This is a genomic window from Actinoplanes derwentensis (assembly GCF_900104725.1).
Classification (GTDB): Bacteria; Actinomycetota; Actinomycetes; order Mycobacteriales; family Micromonosporaceae; genus Actinoplanes; species Actinoplanes derwentensis.
The window spans coordinates 3,751,370-3,765,361 of record NZ_LT629758.1; the positions used below are offsets into that span (position 1 = coordinate 3,751,370).

Below are 13,992 nucleotides of genomic sequence, written 5' to 3' on the forward strand. Positions count from 1 at the left end.
TCGCGGGTTGTGGGCCGGGTCAGAGCTGGGCCTGAAGCTGGCGGACGACGCTGGTGACGGTGTCGGCGGGGATGGCGAAACCGAGGCCGACACTGCCGGTGCTGTCGCCGGTCGTGGCGATGGCGACATTGATGCCGATCACCCGTCCGGACATGTCGACCAAGGCGCCGCCCGAGTTGCCCTGGTTGATCGCGGCGTCGGTCTGGAGCAAGCCGCTCAACTTCTCGTCGCCGGTGTCCAGGGAGCGGCCCTGCGCCGAGACGATGCCGGAGGTCACCGTGCCCTCCAGGCCCAGCGGGGCACCGAAGGCCAGCACCGTGTCGCCGACCGCGACACTGTCGTCCGAGGCGAACGTGACCGGGGTCAGCCCGGACAGCCCGGTGGCCTGCACCAGCGCCAGATCGTGAGTCGTGTCGGTCGCGACGACCGAGGCGGGCACGGTCTGGCCGGTGGACAGCCGGACACTGACCGTGCCGTCCGACTCGATCACGTGATTGTTGGTGAGGATCAGACCGTCGGCGCTGAGCACCACGCCGGAGCCGAGCGACGACGCCTGGTTACTGTCGACGAGCACGGTCACGACGCTGGGCTGCACCTTCGCCACGATCGGCGCCAGGTCGCTGGTCTCACTGACGGTGGTCCCGGCGACCGAGGCCTGGACGGGCTGACCGTTCACATAGTTCTCGACCAGGAACGCGCCCGCGCTGCCACCACCGGCGATCAGCGCCAGCACCGCCGCGCCACCGGCGACCCGCTTCTTCCAGCGCGGGTCACGGGGCTCCGTCAGCATCGGCGGCGGGATGTAGTGCACCGGCGGCAGATCGAAGGTGACCCGGCTGCCCCGGTGGTACGGGTCGTGGCTGTGCTCGTTCACGCCGGGGCGCGTCATCAGGTCGGTCATGTGAACGAGATTGCGCCTTCAGCTTGTTCGGCAGCGGTGAGACGTCTGTGACTTCGCTGTGCCCGCGGTAGCCCGTCCGGGTACCTACGGCGCGGCAACCCCCATCCGCCGTACGGGTGTCTAAGGTCGTCCGGGTGCTTCTCCCCGAGCTGCCCACGGCCTTCCCCGACGCTCCACCCGACCGCTGCCCAGCTCCCCCGGCAGCGGCCCGCGCAACCGACCGGACCCCGTCCACCACCGCACTTCGCACAGCGATCACCACGCGACTTCCCAGCCGGCTCCCAGCCCCGGCCTTCCCCACCGCCCCGAACACCCCCACGGCACTCATCACCCCTGGAACCGCCAACGTCACCCCTGGAACCGCCAGATCGAACCTCGCCGCCCGCACGGCCGCCAGACCGACCGCTCCTGCCGACTACACCGCTCCAGCGGCCGCCGACTCCGGCAGCACTACCGCCTCCGCCACCCGCAGGGCCGCCGCATCGGGCACCGCGGCAGGCGGGGCCGGTGCCACCGGCACTGCACCGACAGCTGCGGGTACACGGATCGGCAGGCCTCGGCCGACGGTGGAGCGGCGCCCGTTCGGGCCGACGATCACCGAGCCCGCGGTGGCTCTGCGCAGCGGGCGACCGGCGGATCTACGCGGCCGACGCTGATTTCCGGCGACGAGCGCGCCGCGCCATGACTGACCGCGATGACTGACATTGCACACCCCCACCGAAACGCGGGAGATCGTTCCCGTCGAAGAGTCGAAGACCAGTGCACCGGTGGCAGTGAACGTGCGGGCCACCGAACCTCAGGAGGTTTCGTTGAACAGGCTCGGACTTGCCGTGTTGACCGGGGCGATGGCCGTGACGTTCCTGGGTGGATGCGGGGGTGCCGCACCCGTACCGCAATGGAATGATCCGATGCCGTCGCCGACGGTGACCGGACCGCCTGCCGAACCTCTTGTCGCGGACAGCGCGGACAGCGCGGACAGCGCGGAACCACCGATCGCCGCCGGACCCTTCGCATCATCGGAACCGTCGCCGTCGGGATCGGTCACGCCGTCCGAGACGGTGTCGGGTGCCCGATTCGTGGAAGCGGTTCGCGGGGAGATGCCGGAGGCCACGATGGACCTGCGCAATGAGGAGATCACCGAGATGGGCGGCCGGGCATGTGATTCTCTCGAAGCCGGGAACCCGCGCCGATCGGTAGTCGAGGCGCTGGGCGAATTCGGTCTCGCCAAACCCGACGCCCGCGATTTGATCACGCTGGCCCGTTCCACGCTCTGCACTCCGTGAAGCGGCACGGCGCGCCACCGCAATCACTGCGTACTCTCCAGCGGCACTTCCCCACGTACCCAAAGCGCCGTTTTTTGTCCGATTTGTTCTAGTTTGTCGATCTCGTAAGTAGGATTGACAGCCGCCATAGCGCCCCATCCACCCCGATCGCCGTTGAATGCGAGACGGCCGGCTCCGCTTGCGCACGGGGTCGGCCGAAAGTCGCAGAGGCGCACAGGAATTGGAGACGGTGGGCAGATGTACGGCACAGGTCTGACCGAGATGCTGGGTTCACCCACAACAAATCGGGAGGTCAGGATGTCCGCACGAGGAATGCTCAACCTGGTCGGGAACGCGGTCGGTGGGCTGATCGGATGGTCGGAGCAGGTGCCACCGGCCGACCCGGAAGTGCTGCGCGACCTGTTCGCCGACCTCGGGGTCCGGGTCGGTCCCGACAACACCGAACTCACCGAGACGGTCCGCTACTTCCAGGCCCGGACCGGCTTGCCGTCGGACGGCGAGGCCGGACCGCGCACGGTTCATCTGCTGGCCCGGTACGCCACCGAGGCCCGCGAACTCAATCGGATCCGAGCCGCCTGATTTACCCCGGAAGAGTGATGCCGTCGCGCTCAGCACACCGTTAGGGTGAGGCGCGATGAGCGACCAGTTGATCACTTACATCGACGACAGCACCGGCGAGCGGACCAGCCTCACCGCCTCCGAGCTGGGCGATTGGGTCGCCGCGACGGCATCCCTGCTGTCCGGGGAGTGCGGGCTCCCCCGCGGCAGCCGGGCCGGGGTGCTGCTGCCGCCACACTGGCAGACGGCGGCGGTGCTGCTGGGCGCATGGGCGGCAGGCATCAAGGTGTCATTCCGTGCCTGGAGTACGGCTGGCCTCTCCTCAGACACGGAATCGGACCTGGACGTCACATTCGTCGAACGGCGTCGCGTCGGCAGCTGGCTGGAGGACGTACCCCCGGCCGGATTCCAGTTCGTGCTGGGCTTGGCACCGGGCGGTCGCGACTCCCCCGACGTACCGCCCGGTTATCGTGATTTCCCACCCTCCGCCCGCGCTCATCTCGGTGCGGCACCACCGCACACCGGGGTCACGGTGAGTGAGACGGCCACGGTCGACGGCACGACCTTCGGGGAGTACGGGGCCGCAGCCGCCACCCTGGCCTCAGCCCGCGGAATCACCGCCGGTGACCGGGTACTGGTGGACGTGACAGCCTACGAGGAACCGATGATCTGGCTGATGGCCCCGTTGACGGCCGGCGCATCGATAGTGCTCTGCGCCAACCTCGACCACACCCGCCTGGCCGACCGAATCGCCGCCGAGGGAATCACCCGCCTCCTCTGAGTCCCTCTTCCGAGCCCGGCACCCTCCCGCACTCTCCGTCACCCACAATCCGCCACGCTCCGCAGCCACCTTCCGGAGCTGCCGTCCCTCCGCCGCCCGCCATCCGCACCCTTCCACCCTTCCGCGCCCCGCCGCCGCCCGCCTCCCGCGCCCTGTCGCCACCACCTGCGGCCCGCGCCTCGCACTCCCGCAGCGACCACCTTCCACCGCCCGATCCCCACTACATTCCCGCAGCCGCCAGCTTCCGCCGTCGGCCCCTTACCGCGCTCCCACAGCCGCACGGATGATGGTGGCCATGGGTCACAGCATCACGGCGTTGATCGTGGCGGAGCAGTTCGACGAGGCAGCCGCCACGGAATGGGACGTCGCCGGAACTCCGATCGGCCAAGGCCTGCGTTTGATCCACATAAATGCCGCTTACGCGGCCTACCAGCAACACCAGAGAGGCGCCGGTACGATCCTCGGAGCCCCCGACGACTTCGACAGCCGTTTTCCCCGCGAGGGTGTGCTGGCCGACCTGGCAGCGGCGGTCACGACCCGAACCCCGCCGACATTCGCCCTGATCATGACGGACTACTTCGGCGGCGAGGGCAGACAGTGGGCGACCGCCTGGATCGACGGCGGCCGAGTTCCCGAGGTGCGCGACATCAACGGCGCACTACAAGTTCTGGGAGTCCACGCCACCAAGGGCATGGACGAGTTCGACACGGTGGGCCTGTCCCGGCATCGAAGCACCCCCGATGCCTTGGAACGCTACTGGGATCTCTGCGACGACCTGGGCATCTGAAGCTCAGGACCCCCGAGGCGGCTCGAAGTCGTCACAGTCGTCCCCCTCCGCCAGAGCCGGACTCAGCCCGTTGCAGATCCGCACGGACGGCAGGGTCCCGGAACTCCAGGGCAGCCGCGTCGCCTCGGTCCGGAAGGTGGCCGTCCCCGGCTTGCACAGCACAGCGAACGTGTACCACTCGATCCCGTCCGCAGGCCCGTTGGTAGTCATCTGCAGCACGCCGCAGCGGGTCCGCCCGGTGACCTTGAGGCTGACACTGAGCGCCGGACTGCCCTTGCCTTTGACTCCCCGCCGGGTCTCCGCCGGAGCGGTGCTGATCGCGTAGACCCCGCTGGCAGTAGCCCCCGGCACCGAAACCCGAAACGCCAGATCCGCACCCCGCCGTTCCTTCCGGCTCCCTTCCCCGGCCGCCTCGACAACACGCGGCCTGGCCTCGCCCACACCAACCGACTCCCGCACAGCCCCAGCCGCCGCCTCACGCACGGCCCCGGCCGCTACCTCACGAGCAACCCCACCCGCCGCCTCGCGCTCAGTCCCGTCCGCCGCCTCGTGCTCAGTCCCGTCCGCCGCCTCGTGCTCAGTCCCGTCCGCCGCCTCGTCAGCCAGCTCGCCCGGGATCGACTCCGCCGACCTACCGGTCGGCTTGTCCACCGTGGACCGCACCGGTTTGCTCCGCTTCTTGCGTACCGTGGACAGTGCCGGGTTACTGCCCATACCAGCGTTGACCAGTGGTTTCCCGGCCACGCCGTGCCCTGCGCCGGGAAGCGGCCACGGCGGGGCAGGCGCCCGAACCGCAGCAGTCGCTGTCCCGGGCAGCGTGAACAGAATCGACCCGGCGATCACTCCGCTGACCGCACGAAATGTCAGAGACTTCATCGCCCTACTCCTGTCGCCGAGTGCCTTGTCGGCATTCATCCTGCTGGCGACAGAAGACCATCAGCCCTCAAGCCACCCTCATTTCCGATATTTCACCCTTTAAGGTTCCACCATCGGACGCGCACCACCAAGCGTCCGGCCCATACACACCCGGGCCCAACGCTCCAGTCCGGCCGCGGCTTCATGGGCCCGTACAGCCCGCAACCCACTCCCGACCGCCTCATCCGCCAGCACTACGAACCCGCACCGCCGGTAGTAAGGCGCATTCCAGGCGACCTCGGCAAACGTGGTGAGAGTGAGCCCGGCCGCCCCCACCCGCTCCGCATAGGCGGCAGTCTCATCGATCAGCCGCCGCCCCACCCCACGCCGCGAGAACCGAGGATGAACCGACACCTGCTCGATATGAACGTTCCCGTCCACCAGATCAGCGATCAGATACCCCGCCACCCACTCCCGATGATCTCCCACTGCGAGCGGACCCACCCGGCCAGCGCCGCGACCGGTGCCGTCATCAAGGTCAGGATCAGTGACCACCGCGACCCAGGCCCGCCCGGCACTCACATACTCCGCAAGCACCTCGACCGGCAACGGCTCGTCGTCAGCGATCGCCGCCATCCCGATATCGCGGAACAGTTCTCCCGCAGCCCGTTCGATCTCCTGGAGCTCCACCAACTCGTCGTCACGCGCCGCCCGGATCCGCACGAGCCCGATTCTGCACCCCGACACCCGCCCACGAAACGCGTTTCCCACCGGCTCACTGGTCGAAGTCGATCACTACCTTGGGTGAGGTCGGCAGACTCTGGCAGGTCAGGACGAACCCCGCCGTGACCTCACCGTCCTCCAGCGCGAAGTTCCGCCGCATGACCACGGTCCCGTCGGTGACCCGGGCCCGGCACGTGCCGCACACTCCGCCCTTGCAGGCGAAGGGCAGGTCCGGCCGTGCCCGCTGAGCCCCGTCCAACAGGGTGACCCCGTCGGGTACGGCGACACTCGTCTTCCGCCCGTCGAGCACCACGGTGACGTCACAACTGGGCCCGAGCGATTCGGCGGGCCGCACCGGTGGGGGTGGCGCCTCGTCCACCCAGAACAGTTCCCGGTGCACCCGCGATCCCGGCACCCCGAACTCGGTCAGCACCGCGGTCGCGTCGACGACCATCCCGTACGGTCCGCACAACCACCAGTGCCCGACCGCAGGTACGTCGATCAGCAGCCGCAACATCTGGCGCAGCCGGCCGGCGTCGAGGCGCCCGCTGAACAGTTCGGACTCGCGGGGTTCCCGGGAGAGCACGTGCACGAGTTCGAGCCGCCCGGGATAGGTGTCCTTCAGATCGGCGAGTTCTTCGGCGAACATGACGGTGTCGGCTCGCCGGTTGCCGTACAGCAGGGTGACCTCGGTGCCCGCCTGCCGCAACAGGGACGCGGCGATCGACAGCACCGGGGTGATCCCGGATCCGGCGGCGATGAGCACGTGCCGCCCGCCGGTCGCGGGTTCGGGTGTGAACGTGCCGGCTGGCGGCGCTACTTCGACCAGGTCACCGGCTCGCAGCCGGTGGACGATCCATGGGGAGACGAGCCCGCCGGGAACCTCCCGCACCCCGATGCGCGGGGCACCACCGGCCGGAGCGCAGATCGAGTAGGTGCGCCGTTCTCCGTCCCGGTGCACGGTGACCGACTGCCCCGGCCGGAACCGGTAGCGCTCGGCCAGTTCCGGCGGCACGTCGAAGGTCACCGCGACCGCGTCGGCGCACAGCCGGTCGACGGTGGCGACCCGCAGTGGATGAAACCCCCGTGGTGTCATCTCAGATCTCCCGCATGTGCTCGAACGGTTCCCGGCAGGAGTGGCATCGGCGCAGTTCGCGGCAGGCGGTGGCTCCGAACGCGGCGAGCGCCTCGGTGTCGGCCGCACCGCAGCGCGGGCAGACGACCGTGGCCGGCCGGGTGCCGAGGGTGAGGGGAATGGGCCCGGCCCGGCGGACGGGTGCCGGCCCCGGCGGGGCGATGCCCGCGGCGGCGAGTTTGCGCTTTCCGGTCTCGCTGATCCAGTCGGTGGTCCAGGCCGGTGCCAGCACGGTACGCACCTCGACGACCCCGAATCCGGCCCGCCCGAGTGCCACCCGGATGTCGGCCCTGATCGACTCCATCGCGGGACAGCCCGAGTAGGTCGGGGTGATCGTCACGACCACCGCGCCGTCGTCCTGCCGAACCTCCCGAACGATCCCCAGCTCAGCAAGGGTGATCATGGGCAGTTCCGGGTCGGCGACGGTCCCCACCACGTCGGCTGCGTTCACCAGACGCCTCCGGGTACCGTCCGGGCGATCGCCTGCATCTCCGCCAGGATCTCGGCGAACGCCGCCGTGTGCTCCCCGTCCCGCCCGGCGTCCGAGCCACCGAGCCGTTCGTCGCCCGAGCGGGAACCGGCCAGCCGCCCGGTGGTCAGAACTAACTCCCAGACCTGCTCGAAGTCGGCTCGAAGCTCCCCCGGATCAACCGCGACATCTGCCGCGGCCAGGCGTTTCTCGACCGGGTGTGCCTGGAACAGGCTTCCGAGCAGTGGCTCCAGCGCGACCACGGCGGCGGTCATCCGGGTGTGTGACAGTGCGGTCCCGTCACCGAGCCGGACCATCCACTGCGCCGCGTAGTCCCGATGGTAGGTGACCTCTTTGACGCCTTTGGCAGCGATGCCGGCGAGCATCGGATCACGGGAGCCGGCGAGCCGGTCGAGCAGGGCCAGCCGCCACACCGAGAAGGCGCACAGCCGGGCCACCAGGTGCGCGAAGTCGTCGTCGGCTCGTTCCACCAGATGGACGTTGCGGAACTCGCCCGGTCCACGGTGCATGGCCAGCTCGTCCTCGTCACGGCCCCGGCCTTCTGCGGCACCGGCCCGGGTCAGCAGCAACCGGGCCTGCCCGAGCAGGTCTAGGCCGATGTTGGCGAGCGCCAGTTCGTCCTCAAGCTCGGGTGCCCGGGTCACCCACTGCTGAAGCCGGTGCGACATGATCAGCGCGTCGTCGCCGAGCATCAGGCAGTAGGTGGCCAGGTCAGACCGGTCGACTCCGTCCGGGAAGTCGCCGGAGACACCGGCGAGAGGATCGGTGAAGCCGGTCCCGTACGCCCACCGAGCATCGTCCTGATGATCGGTGAGCGCGTCGTACGCGTCGTCGAAAGCCATGCTCCACCCTCAGATGTGCGGAACCGAGTCGGGAATGGCGTAGTGCGTCGGATGCCGGTAGACCTTGTCCTCACTGGGCGCGAAGAAGGACTCCTTGACCGCCGGGTCACTGGCCGTGACGGCGTCCGACCGCACCACCCAGATGCTGACGCCCTCGTTGCGCCGGGTGTAGAGGTCACGAGCGTGATGCAACGCCATCTCCGGGTCGGCGGCCCGCAGCGACCCCACATGCACGTGGTTGAGCCCTCGCTTGGCTCGCACGAACACCTCGAACAACGGCCACTCGTGCTGCGTCATCACGCCACCCCTGCCAGCCGGGCCCCGTGGGCCGCGGCCGCTTCCCGCACCCAGGCGCCGTCGGTGTCCGCGGCACGCCGGCGCCGGATCCGCTCCTCGTTCATCGGCCCATCACCGGTGATGACCCGTTTCAGTTCGGCCCAGTCGGGCTGGCCGAAGTCGTAGTGGCCACGCTCCTCGTTCCATCGCAGCTCGGCATCGGGCAGGGTGACCCCGAGCGAGACGGCTTGCGGAACACTCATGTCGACGAATCGCTGCCGCAGCTCGTCGTTGGTGTGCCGCTTGATCTTCCAGGCCATCGACTGCGCGGTGTTGGGTGACGCGGCGTCCGGCGGCCCGAACATCATCAGCGACGGCCACCACCACCGGTCCACCGCGTCCTGCACCATCGACCGCTGCTCCGGAGTCCCCCGCATCATGGTGATCAGCAGCTCGTAGCCCTGCCGCTGATGGAAGGACTCCTCCTTGCAGATGCGGATCATGGCTCGCGCGTAGGGCCCGTAAGAGCTGCGGCAGAGTGGCACCTGATTGCAGATGGCCGCGCCGTCGACGAGCCAGCCGATCACACCGACGTCAGCGAACGACCGGGTCGGATAGTTGAAGATCGACGAATACTTCTGCTGTCCCTCGATGAGTCGCCGGGTGAGGTCGCCCCGGTCGGCCCCGAGCGTCTCGGCCGCCGAGTAGAGGTAGAGCCCGTGCCCGGCCTCGTCCTGCACCTTGGCGAGCAGGATCGCCTTACGCCGCAGCGTCGGGGCTCGGGTGATCCAGTCCCCCTCCGGCTGCATCCCGATGATCTCCGAATGCGCATGTTGCGCGATCTGCCGGACCATCGTGCGCCGGTACCCCTCCGGCATATCGTCGGCCGGCTCGATCCGCTGGTCCCGGGCGATCGACTCGTCGAACGTCATGACGGATCCACGTGGCGGCGCGACTGCAGGGTGAAGAAGCGGCCCGCCACGAACCAGTCGTCGGTCAGGGCTGCGGTCGCCGCCGGGTTGGCGCCGGTCCCGTGCAGGTCGCTGAAGGCTGCCGTCTGGTTGACGAAGACTCCACCGGTCAGGTTCTCCGAGAGGTGCACGCCGGCGTCGAGTGCCGCTGAGCGGGCGGCGTCGAGCACCGACGGCGAGGTCGAGTGCACCAGCGCCGACAGCGCGCCGTGGGCCCGCACGGTCTCGCTGAACACCTGCAGGCTGTGCGCGGTCGAATCGGTGGTGATCAGGAATGACACCGGCCCGAACCACTCGCGCGTGTAGGTCTTCTCGTCGGCGGCGTCGAGCTGCACCACCAGTGGCGTCCGGATGGTCGCGCCGGGGAACTGCTCGTCGGCGACGGCGGTCGACGGGTGCACGATCGCGGGCGCCGTCCCGGCCTCGGTGAGCCGGCTGAACACGCCGTCGTTGACGATCGCACCGAGAGTGCCGGCGGCCCGCCGCGGGTCGCCGAGCAGTTTGTCGAGCGCGGCCGCCAGATCGGCGCCGAACTCGGCGGCGCTGCGATGCCCGGCGTCGGTGCTGATGCCGTCGCGGGGCACCAGGATGTTCTGCGGGGTGGTGCACATCTGCCCGCTGTAGAGCGACAGCGAGAACGCCAGATTGCCGAGCAGCCCCTGGTAGTCGGCGGTGGAGTCGACGACGACGGTGTTGAGCCCGGCTTTCTCGGTGTAGACCACGGCCTGCCGCGCGTTGGCTTCGAGCCAGTCGCCGAACTCGCTGGAGCCGGTGAAGTCGACGATCCGCACCTCGGGGTGGGTGGCGAGGGTGGCCGCGATGCCGTCGCCGGGGTCCTCGGCGGCGAGCGTGACGATGTCGGGGTTGAGCCCGGCGGAGGTGAGCACCGCCCGGCAGACCTGGACGGTGACGGCGAGCGGCAGCACCGCGCCGGGGTGTGGTTTGACGATCACCGGGTTGCCGGTGACGAGGCTGGCGAACAGGCCCGGATATCCGTTCCAGGTGGGGAAGGTGGTGCAGCCGATGACCAGGCCGACGCCGCGGCCGACGACAGTCGCCGTCTTCTCCAGGTGCAGCGGGCCTTTGCTCCAGGAAGCGCGGGCGGGCATCCGGGTGGTCGCGGCGAGAGCGTAGGCGACGGCTTCCAGACCACGGTCGAGCGCGTGGGTGCCGCCGGCCTGGAACGCCATCACGAAGGCCTGACCGGTGGTGTGCTGGACGGTGTGGGCCAGCTCGAAGACTCGGGCGTGCAGTTGCTGGAGGATCTCCACGGCGACGCCGGCCCGGCCCTCGGGGCCGATGTCTCGCCAGCCCGGGGTGGCCGCGCGGGCGGCGGCGACCAGCGCCTGCGGGTCGCCTTTGGGATAGCTGATGCCCAGCTCCAGGCCGTAGGGCGAGCGCTCGGTGGAGACGGTGCCCACGGCGCCCGGCACGTCGACGGCGAAGGTCTGCCCGAGCAGGGCGGTGAAGGCGCGGTCGCCGGCGGGGGCGGCCTGATCGCCGTAGACCTTCTTGCTGGGCGACTCGGGGAAGGCCGACCAGTAGTCACGGGCCGAGGCCGCCGAGATCGCGCGGTCCAGCAGCTCGCGATGGGCTTGGTAGAGCTCATCGGGACTCGTCATGCCTCCATTAACCGCCCGATCGGTCGGTAAATCAAGGGGCTAGATTTCACCTGTGGACAACAGCCGGCGCCGCGGCCGCCCGGGGCATGATCAGGGTGCGGTGCTGGCCGCCGCGGTCCGGCTCTTCAACACTCACGGCTACGACGCGACGAGCATGTTCGACATCGCCGAGTCGCTCGGCATCACCAAGTCGACGCTCTACCACCACGTCAGCAGCAAGGAGCAGTTGCTGACGATGGCGGTGGACCGGGCGCTCGGCGCACTGGAGGAGGCCGCACAGGCGGCGATCAAGAGCGACGAGCCTGCTGTCGTACGACTGCGGAATTTGATCCGTCGCAGTGTCCTCGTCCTGGCCGACCGTCTGGAGTTCGTCACCCTGCTCCTGCGGGTGCGCGGCAACACCGTGGCCGAGCAGCAGGCCGTGGCGCGCCGCCGGACCTTCGACCGGATCGTCACCGACCTGGTGCGGCAGGCGCAGGCCGAGGGCGGCCTGCGTGCCGACGTGGACCCGGCGACCGCGGCCCGCCTGATCTTCGGAATGGTCAATTCACTCGTCGGGTGGTATCGCCCGGATAAGGGATCCCCGGATTCCATTGCCGACGCGGTGGCCGATCTAGCTTTCGGCGGCCTGCAGAGAAGGTGATACGCACCATCTGCCAACAACCGCGTCGGGATCTGTCAACAAGCTGTCTTCACCGGGGTGCGCCGCTGCCTATGGTGGCCGCTGAGAGTTATTCGGCCCACCATGAAAAAGGGGACAATAATGCCTCGTCTCGGACATGGCCGCCCCGTTTCCGATCACGACATCGACAAGGCGAAAAAGGATCTCGCCGAATACACGGCTGGCGCCCCGCTGGCGTTCGCCCTCGCGCCACCGGTCAGCACCCAGCCGTTCGATCTGCTCTTCCCGACGTTGCAGGACGACGAAGCGAACCTGCTGCCACGGTTACCGGACACGCCGGCGAAACTGAAGCGGCTCGGTGCGGCGATGACCGACAACGAACAGGGCGACGACGCCGGCAAGGACGGCCCGATCCCTGCGGCCTACACCTATCTCGGTCAGTTCATCGACCACGACGTCACCCTGGAGATCCAGGATTCGACGCTGGGGTCCGGCGGGCCGAAGGTGCTTCTCGATCCGGCGATGGCCCCGCTGAGTCTGGCGGACATCCGGCGGGTGATGCGTAATCAGCGCACCGCGACCCTGGACCTGGACAGCGTTTACGGAACGCCGGCTCCGCGTGATCCGAAGAACGAGGACCGGCTCAAACTGGGCGTGGTCCAGAAACTCGGCCAGACTGATCCTCCTTTTGTCCGCCCGAAGGGCAAAGGCGACGACAACGACCTGCCGCGCAAACCGCGGAACAGTGATCCGGACATCGACCGTGAGGCTCTGATCGGTGATCCGCGCAATGACGAGAACACCATCATCTCCCAGTTGCACGTGGCGTTCCTGAAAGCGCACAACGTGCTGATCGACCAGGGGCTGCCGTTCCGGGAGGCGCGCCGGGTGCTGCGCCAGCACTACCAGCACATCGTCGTGCACGATTTCCTGAAGCGGATCGCGGATCCGGCGATCGTCGACGACGTCGTGGTGCACGGCAACAAGTGGTACAACCCGCACGCCGAGCCGTTTTTCATGCCCCTCGAATTCGCGGTCGCCGCCTACCGTTTCGGGCACTCGATGGTGCGCGGCCTGTACGACTTCAACGTGAATTTCCGGGCCAGCCGCAATCCGGCGCCGGGCTCGCTGGATCTGCTGTTCACCTTCACCGCGCTGAGTGGGCAGCTCGGTGACTTCGACACGCTCCCGGAGAACTGGATCATCGAATGGGAGAACATCGTCGGTCCCGGCGCCGTCATGAAGGCCCGGAAGATCGACACCAATCTGGCCTCCACCGGTGGCGGGGCGCTGTTCGGGCTCAAGGACAAAGAAGGTAAGCCGGAGCAGCCCGCGCCGGACGCCGGGCGGCTGGCCGTCCGTAACCTGCTGCGTGGTTACCGGCTGCGTATTCCCACTGGTCAGGCGGTCGCCGATCTGCTCGGGACGCCGGTGCTCACCAAGGACCAGATCCTTGCCGCGGCCGGGAACGCCGACCAGCGGAACGCGCTGGAACAGAGCGAATTCCTGACTCGTACACCGCTCTGGTATTACATCCTGGCCGAGGCCAAGGCCCTGCACGACGGCGCGCACCTGGGCCCGGTGGGCAGCACGATCGTCGCCGAGGTGCTGGTCGGGCTGGTCCGCCGCAGTGAGGACTCGGTGCTCAAGCAGCCGGGCTGGAAGCCGACGCTGCCGGCGGAGAAGCCCGGCCGGTTCGAGCTGGCCGACCTGTTGCGCCTGGCCAAGGTGCTGCCGGGGCATCAGCAGCCGCTGACGTATCAGGTGCGCCAGGGCGACAGCCTCACCAAGATCGCGCGGGAACAGCTCGGTGGGGAGAACCGCTGGCCGCAGATCTTCGCGCTGAATCGCTCCACCATCACGAACCCGAATCGGATCTTCCCCGGTCAGGTGCTGTTCCTGCCGCCGAAACAGCCGGTCGGCCCGATCCCACGCCTTTACACCGTGAAAGCCGGCGACTCGCTGTCGAAAATCGCCCGCGAGAAACTCGGCGACGAGGACCGCTGGCGCGAGATCTTCAACCTGAACCGCGATTTCATCCCCGACTCGGACCGGATCTTCCCCGGCCAGGTAATCGTCATCCCGACCACATAGCGAACGGGCGGGCCGCGATCTCCTTGTGGCCCGCCCACCATGACGAGATCGC

At 68.7% G+C, this 13,992-nt stretch carries 16 protein-coding genes; 6 read left to right on the forward strand and 10 right to left on the reverse strand.

The features are described 5' to 3' along the window. Positions 1–19: 19 nt before the first annotated feature. Together BLU81_RS16580 and BLU81_RS16585 are read right to left on the reverse strand one after the other, a co-directional pair. Complete coding sequence (locus BLU81_RS16580; protein WP_092545498.1) at positions 20–901, reverse strand: S1C family serine protease; 882 nt, start codon at positions 899–901, stop codon at positions 20–22. A 415-nt stretch (positions 902–1,316) separates the two neighbouring features. After that, a complete protein-coding gene (locus tag BLU81_RS16585; protein ID WP_092545499.1) occupies positions 1,317–1,499 on the reverse strand; it encodes a hypothetical protein in 183 nt (60 codons plus the stop codon). Positions 1,500–1,710: 211 nt separating this feature from the next. On the opposite strand from BLU81_RS16585, the gene BLU81_RS16590 reads away from it, so the two are divergent. From BLU81_RS16590 to BLU81_RS16605, 4 genes are all read left to right on the forward strand, one after another. Then, positions 1,711–2,184: a hypothetical protein gene (locus BLU81_RS16590; protein ID WP_157751628.1), complete on the forward strand. Its 474-nt coding sequence runs from the start codon at positions 1,711–1,713 to the stop codon at positions 2,182–2,184. 297 nt (positions 2,185–2,481) lie between these two features. Then, a complete protein-coding gene (locus tag BLU81_RS16595; protein WP_092557194.1) occupies positions 2,482–2,763 on the forward strand; it encodes a peptidoglycan-binding protein in 282 nt (93 codons plus the stop codon). A gap of 55 nt (positions 2,764–2,818) precedes the next feature. Further along, positions 2,819–3,523 carry a TIGR03089 family protein gene (locus BLU81_RS16600; RefSeq protein WP_092545501.1) on the forward strand — a complete coding sequence of 235 codons (705 nt, stop codon included), beginning with the start codon at positions 2,819–2,821 and terminating at the stop codon, positions 3,521–3,523. Positions 3,524–3,818: 295 nt separating this feature from the next. Beyond that, positions 3,819–4,310, forward strand: a complete 492-nt coding sequence (locus tag BLU81_RS16605; RefSeq protein WP_157751629.1) for a hypothetical protein — start codon at positions 3,819–3,821, stop codon at positions 4,308–4,310. A 3-nt stretch (positions 4,311–4,313) separates the two neighbouring features. Here the strand turns inward: BLU81_RS16605 and BLU81_RS16610 are convergent, their stop codons facing one another. From BLU81_RS16610 to paaN, 8 genes are all read right to left on the reverse strand, one after another. After that, positions 4,314–5,186 (reverse strand): hypothetical protein, encoded by an 873-nt coding sequence (locus BLU81_RS16610; RefSeq protein ID WP_157751630.1) that lies wholly within the window; start codon positions 5,184–5,186, stop codon positions 4,314–4,316. Positions 5,187–5,285: 99 nt separating this feature from the next. Further along, on the reverse strand, positions 5,286–5,888 hold the full coding sequence (locus BLU81_RS16615; protein ID WP_092557196.1) for a GNAT family N-acetyltransferase: 603 nt from the start codon (positions 5,886–5,888) through the stop codon (positions 5,286–5,288). A gap of 52 nt (positions 5,889–5,940) precedes the next feature. Beyond that, positions 5,941–6,984, reverse strand: coding sequence for a 1,2-phenylacetyl-CoA epoxidase subunit PaaE (paaE, locus tag BLU81_RS16620; RefSeq protein ID WP_092545504.1), 1,044 nt, complete (start codon positions 6,982–6,984; stop codon positions 5,941–5,943). 1 nt (position 6,985) lies between these two features. Then, the gene (paaD, locus tag BLU81_RS16625; protein ID WP_092545505.1) at positions 6,986–7,477 is read right to left on the reverse strand and encodes a 1,2-phenylacetyl-CoA epoxidase subunit PaaD; all 492 of its coding nucleotides are present in this window, start codon (positions 7,475–7,477) and stop codon (positions 6,986–6,988) included. Beyond that, positions 7,471–8,355 carry a 1,2-phenylacetyl-CoA epoxidase subunit PaaC gene (paaC, locus tag BLU81_RS16630; RefSeq protein ID WP_092545506.1) on the reverse strand — a complete coding sequence of 295 codons (885 nt, stop codon included), beginning with the start codon at positions 8,353–8,355 and terminating at the stop codon, positions 7,471–7,473. Before paaC ends, paaD begins: the two co-directional genes overlap by 7 nt. A 9-nt stretch (positions 8,356–8,364) precedes the next feature. Continuing rightward, positions 8,365–8,652, reverse strand: a complete 288-nt coding sequence (gene paaB, locus BLU81_RS16635) for a 1,2-phenylacetyl-CoA epoxidase subunit PaaB (RefSeq protein WP_092545507.1) — start codon at positions 8,650–8,652, stop codon at positions 8,365–8,367. Next, a complete protein-coding gene (paaA, locus tag BLU81_RS16640; protein ID WP_092545508.1) occupies positions 8,652–9,563 on the reverse strand; it encodes a 1,2-phenylacetyl-CoA epoxidase subunit PaaA in 912 nt (303 codons plus the stop codon). Before paaA ends, paaB begins: the two co-directional genes overlap by 1 nt. Continuing rightward, positions 9,560–11,224, reverse strand: a complete 1,665-nt coding sequence (gene paaN, locus BLU81_RS16645; protein ID WP_092545509.1) for a phenylacetic acid degradation protein PaaN — start codon at positions 11,222–11,224, stop codon at positions 9,560–9,562. Before paaN ends, paaA begins: the two co-directional genes overlap by 4 nt. 52 nt (positions 11,225–11,276) lie before the next feature. Here paaN and BLU81_RS16650 point away from each other — a divergent pair, with 52 nt between their 5' ends. Together BLU81_RS16650 and BLU81_RS16655 are read left to right on the forward strand one after the other, a co-directional pair. Then, positions 11,277–11,867: a TetR/AcrR family transcriptional regulator gene (locus tag BLU81_RS16650; protein ID WP_092545510.1), complete on the forward strand. Its 591-nt coding sequence runs from the start codon at positions 11,277–11,279 to the stop codon at positions 11,865–11,867. 57 nt (positions 11,868–11,924) lie between these two features. Next, complete coding sequence (locus tag BLU81_RS16655) at positions 11,925–13,940, forward strand: LysM peptidoglycan-binding domain-containing protein (RefSeq protein ID WP_157751631.1); 2,016 nt, start codon at positions 11,925–11,927, stop codon at positions 13,938–13,940. Positions 13,941–13,992 lie beyond the last annotated feature (52 nt).